Below are 6,420 nucleotides of genomic sequence, written 5' to 3'. Positions count from 1 at the left end.
GAGCCACAATTACATGCTGCGCTACTGGCTGGCCGCGGTCGGCATCCGCCCCGATATCGATGTCGAGATCGTCACGATCAGCCCGCCTTTCGCCGCGGACGCGCTTGCAGCGGGAGAAGTCGACGGCATCTGCGTCGGCGAGCCGTGGAACAGCGTGGCGGTCGACCGCGGCGTCGGACGGATCGCGCTGGTGACGGCGCAGATTTGGCGGCGGGGGGTCGAGAAAGTGCTCGCGATGCGGCGCGAGACGGTGCGCGGGTCGCCCGATCTGGTCGAACGGCTGATTCGTGCGCTGCACGATGCCGCGGCACATTTCGTCGAGCCCGATGCGGCGCAAGAGAATGCGCGGATCCTGGCACAGCCCGCTTATCTGGCGGCGCCGGAGGAGACGATCCTGCGCGCGATCACCGATCGGGTCCGCTTGTCGCAAGGCGCGACGCCGCTCCACATCCCCGATTTCATGTTCCAGTTTCGGGAGGCGGCGAACTTTCCATGGCGCAGCCAGGCGGCGTGGCTCTATTCGCAAATGACGCGCTGGGACGGCACGCCTTTCTCGTCCGAGGAAGCGGCCCGTGCCGAGGGCGTGTTCCGGCCGGATTTGTACCGTGCCGCGCTGGCCGGGTCGGCCGCGATCCTGCCGGGCGCGAGCTCGAAACTGGAAGGCGCGATCGGCGATCCGATGGGGGCCGGATCGGTGCAAGGGCGGCTGGTGCTCGGTGCCGACCGATTCTTCGACGGCCATGCGTTCGATCCCGACGATGCGGAGGCCTATCTGGCCTCGCTGCCCTGACTTTTTGCTGCAAGTGCGAAATAAGCTTGCGTCCGGCCGGCGAATCACGCATCATCCACTCCGCAGGGCAATGATGCTCAGCACGAAATAACCGCGATGATCTCCACCGACGGGGGTGATTGCGGGGCGGGTCCGTCGATCCGCCAAGGCAACGAAGCCGCCCAGACGCGCCTCTATTGGCTGCCGTCTGGGCGGCTTTTTTCTTGTCCATCGCACGCGAAGGGGATCCGCATGGCGACCACATTCTGGAACAGGGAACAAGGCAGGCAGCAGGACGGCTTCTGGTCGAGCGGGCATGTCCCGACGCTGATCGCCGCCTTCCTCTATTTCGACCTCGCCTTCATGGTCTGGGTATTGCTGGGGCCGCTCGCCCCGGAAATCGCCAAGACGCTGGCGCTGACGCCGGCCGAAAAGGGCCTGATGGTGGCGACGCCGACGCTCGCCGGCGCGGTGCTGCGCGTGGTCAACGGCCTGCTCGTCGACCGTATCGGTCCCAAGCGCTCGGGCACGATCAGCCAGATCATCGTCATCGCCGGACTGCTGACCGCCTGGCTGGCCGGCGTGACCAGCTTTGCCGGCACGTTAGCGCTCGGCGTCATCCTCGGTTTTGCCGGGGCAAGTTTCGCGATCGCGCTGCCGCTGGCGAGCCGCTGGTACCCGCCGCAGCATCAGGGCAAGGCGATGGGGATTGCCGGCATGGGCAATTCGGGCACCGTGCTCGCCGCTCTGTTCGCACCGTTGCTGGCCAAGGCGTTCGGCTGGAACGCCGTGCTCGGCCTGGCCTGTATTCCGCTGGTGCTCGTACTGATCGCCTATCAGCTGATGGCGCGCGATGCGCCCAACCGGCCGGCGCCCAAGTCGCTCGCCGAATATCTCCATCCGCTCAAGTCGGGCGATGCCTGGTGGCTGATGGGCTTCTACGCGGTAACCTTTGGCGGCTTTGTCGGGCTCGCCGCGTCGCTGCCGATCTATTTCACCGATCGTTTCGGGCTGACGCCGGTCGCCGCCGGCTATTGCACCGCCGCCTGCGTGTTCGCCGGCTCGCTCGTCCGCCCGCTCGGCGGCGCGATCGCCGACCGGGTCGGCGGCGTGAAGGCGTTGACCGGGGTGTTCGCCGCGGCTGCCCTCGCGCTGGTGGCGGTCAGCATGGCGCCGACGCTGGTGATCGCGATGGCGATGTTCGTGCTGGCGATGCTGGCGCTGGGGATCGGCAACGGATCGGTGTTCCAGCTGGTGCCGCAGCGTTTCGCCGAAGAGATCGGCGTGATGACCGGGCTGGTCGGCATGGCGGGCGGCGTTGGCGGTTTCTACCTCGCCTCTTCGCTCGGCATCGCCAAGCAGCTGACCGGCAGCTTCGCGCCCGGTTTCCTGATCTTCGCGGGGCTCGCGGTGATTGCCGGGCTCGGTCTGCTGATCGTCAAGCATTCCTGGCGCCGGCGCTGGGGCACGGCGGCCGGCGTCCGGATCTGAACGAGAGCAGGGGAGACATGCGATGAAACCTGCCTGGTTGATCCTTGGAAGCGTGCTGGTGGCAAGTCCCGCCATGGCGCAGGACATCACATTGAAGCCGCTGATCGAGGCGCGGTTGCGCTATGAGAATGTCGATCAAGCGGGTCTGCCCAACGATGCGGAGGCGACGACGATCCGCATCCGCAGCGGGGTGCAGGCGAGCAGCGGACCGCTTTCCGCGATCGTCGAAATGCAGGGCAATCTGGCGCTGACCGGCGATTATTATGACGGACTGCATGGCGCGGCCACGCGCCCGCTGATCGCCGACCCGCAGAATATCGCGCTGTACCGGGCACAGCTCCAATACCGCACCAAAGCCCTCGCCCTGACCGTCGGCCGCCAGCGGATCGCGCTCGACGACGAACGCTTCGTCGGCGCGGTGCCGTTTCGCCAGAACGGCCAGACCTTCGATGCCGCACGAGTCGAATGGACCGGCGTGAAAGGGCTGAAGGCGGACCTGACCTATGCCTGGCGCGTGAACACCGTCTGGGGAATCGACGGCGTCGGCGCGCGGGCGCGCTCGATCGGCGGCAACAATGTGCTGGGCAATTTATCCTATGCCAGCCCGGTCGGCACGATCACCGGCTTCGCCTATCTGGTCGATCAGGATGAAGCGGCGGTGCAGGGGTTCCGCTTGTCGAGCCAGACCTATGGCGCGCGGCTGGCGGGCGCGCGTCCGCTCGGCAAGGGGGTCAAATTCTCCTACCAGCTGAGCTACGCGACCCAGTCCGACTATGACCGCAACCCCAACCGCTATCGTGCCGATTATTACCTGGTCGACGGGGGACTCGATCTCCACGCGGTCAAGCTCGGCGCGGGGTATGAAGTGCTGGGTGCGGACAAGGGCGTGGCACTTGCCGCGTTCCAGACGCCGATCGCTACCGGGTTCAAGTTCGAGGGCTGGGCCGACAAGTTCCTGACGACGCCACCCGACGGCGTTCGCGACCTTTATGGCAATCTCGGCTATGGCTGGAAACAGGTGGGGCCGTTCAAGGCATTGACGCTGCAGGCGGTCTATCACCGCTTTGCCAGCGATCGGCATAGCCGCCTCTATGGCGACGAGATCGACCTGCTCGCCAGCGCCAAGCTCGGCAAGACCAGCCTTTCGGCCCGCTATGCCGATTACCAGGCGGACGGCTTCGCCACCGACACCCGCAAATTCTGGCTGCAGCTCGATTGGAGCTTGTGATGGACTTCCTTGTTTCCGCGTCCGACCCTGACTCCATGCCGGACGCGCCGTCCGGCCCGGAGCCGGGCCTTCCCCATCTCGTCGTCATCGGCAACGGCATGGCCGGGTGCCGCGCGGTCGAGGAACTGATCGCACGCGATGCCGGGCGCTACCGGGTGACGATCTTCGGTGCGGAGCCGCGAGTGAACTACAACCGCATCATGCTGTCGCCGGTGCTGGCGGGCGAGAAAACGTTCGACGACATCGTGATCAACGACGCCGCCTGGTACGCCGATAACCGGATTGAACTGATCGCCGGCGATCCGGTCGCCGCGATCGATCGCGCTACGAAGACCGTGACCGCGCGATCGGGCCGGTCGGTGCGCTACGACAAATTGCTGATCGCGACCGGCTCAGACCCGTTCATCATCCCGGTGCCGGGCAAGGACTTACCCGGCGTGATCAGCTTCCGAGACATGGATGACGTCGATCATATGCTGGCGGCGGCCGATCGCGGCGGCAGCGCGGTCGTGATCGGTGGCGGCCTGCTGGGGCTGGAGGCGGCGCACGGCCTGTCGCTGCGCGGGATGCAGGTCACCGTCCTCCACCTGATGCCGACCCTGATGGAGCGCCAGCTCGACGAAGCGGCGGCCTGGCTGCTCAAATCGGCGCTGGAGGCGCGCGGCCAAACGGTGCTGACCGGCGCCGACACCGCCGAGATCCTGGGCGACGGCAAGGTCGAAGCGGTACGACTCAAGGACGGGCGCGACATCCCCGCCGACCTGGTGGTGATGGCGGTCGGCATCCGCCCCTCGGTCGGTTTGGCGCGCGAGGCCGGGCTGGCCGTGGGCCGCGGCATCCAGGTCGACGACCATATGGTCACCAGCGACCCGGATGTGCTCGCGGTCGGCGAATGCGTCGAGCATGACGGCCAGGTCTACGGCCTGGTCGCGCCGCTCTGGGACATGTGCCGCGCGCTGGCCGATGGGCTGGTCGAGCGGCCCAGCGGCTATCGCGCGAGCGTCACCTCGACCAAGCTGAAGGTGGCCGGGCTCGACGTCTTCTCGGCAGGCGATTTCGCCGGCGGCGAAGGCTGCGAGGACATCGTGCTGCGCGATGCCAGCCGCGGCGTCTACAAACGCGTCGTGCTCAAGGAGGATCGCGTGGTCGGTGCGGTACTCTATGGCGATACCGCCGATGGCGGCTGGTATTTCGACCTGATGCGGCGCGGCGAGGACATCTCGGCCACGCGCGACCTGCTGATCTTCGGCCAGGCCTTCGCCTCGGGAGGGGGGCAGGCGGACCCTAAGGCGGCCGTTGCGGCGCTCTCCGATGGGGCGGAGATTTGCGGCTGCAACGGCGTCAACAAGGGTCAAGTCGTCTCCTGTATCGCCAAGGGTGCGCACAGCCTCGATGCGGTACGCTCAGGCTGCAAGGCAAGCGCGAGTTGCGGATCGTGTACCGGGCTGGTGGAGACCTTGCTCGCCCTGACACTTGGCGAGGATGTCGAGGCCGGCCCGAAGACGATGTGCAACTGCACCAGCTTCGGCCATGACGACGTCCGGCGCGAGATCGTCGCGCAAGGCATGCGCTCGATTCCCGAAGTGATGCACCGGCTCCACTGGTCGACCCCGGACGGCTGTTCTAGCTGCCGGCCGGCGCTCAATTACTATCTGCTCTGCGCGCTGCCCGGCGAGTATCAGGACGACCAGCAGAGCCGCTTCGTCAACGAACGGCTCCATGCCAACATCCAGAAGGACGGCACCTATTCGGTCGTCCCGCGCATGTGGGGCGGGATCACCAGCCCGCGCGAACTCCGCGCGATCGCCGACGTCGCCGAGAAATATGACGCGCCGATGGTCAAGGTGACCGGCGGCCAGCGGCTCGACATTTTCGGGATCAAGAAAGAGGATCTGCCCGCGGTCTGGGCCGATCTCAACGCCGCCGGCATGGTCTCGGGCCATGCCTATGGCAAGGCGCTGCGCACGGTGAAGACCTGTGTCGGATCCGAATGGTGCCGGTTCGGCACGCAGGATTCGACCGGGCTGGGCGTCAAGCTCGAGCGCGGCTTCTGGGGCAGCTGGATGCCGCACAAGTTCAAGATGGCGGTCTCCGGCTGTCCGCGGAACTGTGCCGAGGCGACGATCAAGGATTTCGGCGTGGTCTGCGTCGATTCGGGCTACGAACTCCATGTCGGCGGCAATGGCGGCATCCATGTCCGCGCGACCGATCTGTTGACCAAAGTCGCGAGCGAGGAAGAGGCGATCCATGTCGCCGCGGCGTTCGTGCAACTCTATCGCGAGGAAGCGCGCTATCTTGAGCGCACCGCGCCGTGGATCGAGCGCGTCGGGCTGCAACATATCAAGGATCGTGTGGTCGAGGACGAAGCCGGGCGCGACGCGCTCGCCGAGCGCTTCTGGTATTCGCAGACCTTCAGCCAGGACGATCCCTGGGCCGAACGCGCCTCGGGCGCGGCGCGCGAGCAGCACGCGCATATGGCGCATTTTCAACCTTTGGCATTGGAGGTCGCGGAATGATCGGCGATTGGCTCGATATCGGCTGGCTGGATCAGATTCCGGTGCGCGGCAGCCGCACCGTGACCGTCTCGGGCGGCGAGGAAGTCGCGGTGTTCCGCACCGCCGACAATCGCGTCTTCGCGCTCGCCAATCGCTGCCCGCATAAAGGCGGACCGCTCAGCCAGGGCATCGTCCACGGCCACAGTGTCGCCTGCCCGCTGCACAATTGGCGGATCGCGCTCGCGACCGGCGAAGCGCAGGGCGAGGACAAAGGCTGCGCGCCGACGATCCCGGTCAAGGTCGACGCCGGCCGCGTGCTGCTGTGCCGTACGTCGACGCTGAAGGCCGCGGCGTGAGGGTGCCACTCTTAAAGCCCCTCCCCTTCAGGGGAGGGGTTGGGGGTGGGGCGGTGCCGCGGGCGGATCGCTTGCGGATAA

The 6,420-nt window shown here is 66.7% G+C and carries 5 protein-coding genes; all 5 read left to right on the top strand.

Annotation, left to right across the window (positions count from 1 at the left end; translation table 11 throughout):
- The coding region (locus SAS01S_RS21205; RefSeq protein WP_066813096.1) for an ABC transporter substrate-binding protein at positions 1 to 790 on the top strand (790 nt) is incomplete at its 5' end.
- 231 nt (positions 791 to 1,021) lie between these two features.
- Positions 1,022 to 2,260, top strand: coding sequence for a nitrate/nitrite transporter (locus SAS01S_RS21200; protein ID WP_066813092.1), 1,239 nt, complete (start codon positions 1,022 to 1,024; stop codon positions 2,258 to 2,260).
- Between the two features lie 22 nt (positions 2,261 to 2,282).
- Positions 2,283 to 3,488 carry an alginate export family protein gene (locus SAS01S_RS21195; protein ID WP_066813090.1) on the top strand — a complete coding sequence of 402 codons (1,206 nt, stop codon included), beginning with the start codon at positions 2,283 to 2,285 and terminating at the stop codon, positions 3,486 to 3,488.
- 35 nt (positions 3,489 to 3,523) lie between these two features.
- On the top strand, positions 3,524 to 6,004 hold the full coding sequence (nirB, locus tag SAS01S_RS21190; RefSeq protein WP_245657058.1) for a nitrite reductase large subunit NirB: 2,481 nt from the start codon (positions 3,524 to 3,526) through the stop codon (positions 6,002 to 6,004).
- Positions 6,001 to 6,339 carry a nitrite reductase small subunit NirD gene (nirD, locus tag SAS01S_RS21185; protein WP_174543173.1) on the top strand — a complete coding sequence of 113 codons (339 nt, stop codon included), beginning with the start codon at positions 6,001 to 6,003 and terminating at the stop codon, positions 6,337 to 6,339. The genes nirB and nirD overlap by 4 nt, the downstream gene beginning before the upstream one ends.
- Positions 6,340 to 6,420: the final 81 nt, after the last annotated feature.

The sequence above is a fragment of the Sphingomonas asaccharolytica NBRC 15499 genome (assembly GCF_001598355.1).
In the GTDB taxonomy this organism is placed as follows: Bacteria; Pseudomonadota; Alphaproteobacteria; order Sphingomonadales; family Sphingomonadaceae; genus Sphingomonas; species Sphingomonas asaccharolytica.
This window is presented reverse-complemented; position numbering and strand designations above follow the sequence as displayed.

What these genes read in the sequence shown, in the direction of transcription:
- SAS01S_RS21195 (WP_066813090.1), top strand. Translation starts at nt 2,283, where the DNA reads ATGAAACCTGCCTGGTTGATCCTTGGAAGCGTGCTGGTGGCAAGTCCC.
- SAS01S_RS21200 (WP_066813092.1), top strand. Translation starts at nt 1,022, where the DNA reads ATGGCGACCACATTCTGGAACAGGGAACAAGGCAGGCAGCAGGACGGC.
- nirB (WP_245657058.1), top strand. Translation starts at nt 3,524, where the DNA reads ATGCCGGACGCGCCGTCCGGCCCGGAGCCGGGCCTTCCCCATCTCGTC.
- nirD (WP_174543173.1), top strand. Translation starts at nt 6,001, where the DNA reads ATGATCGGCGATTGGCTCGATATCGGCTGGCTGGATCAGATTCCGGTG.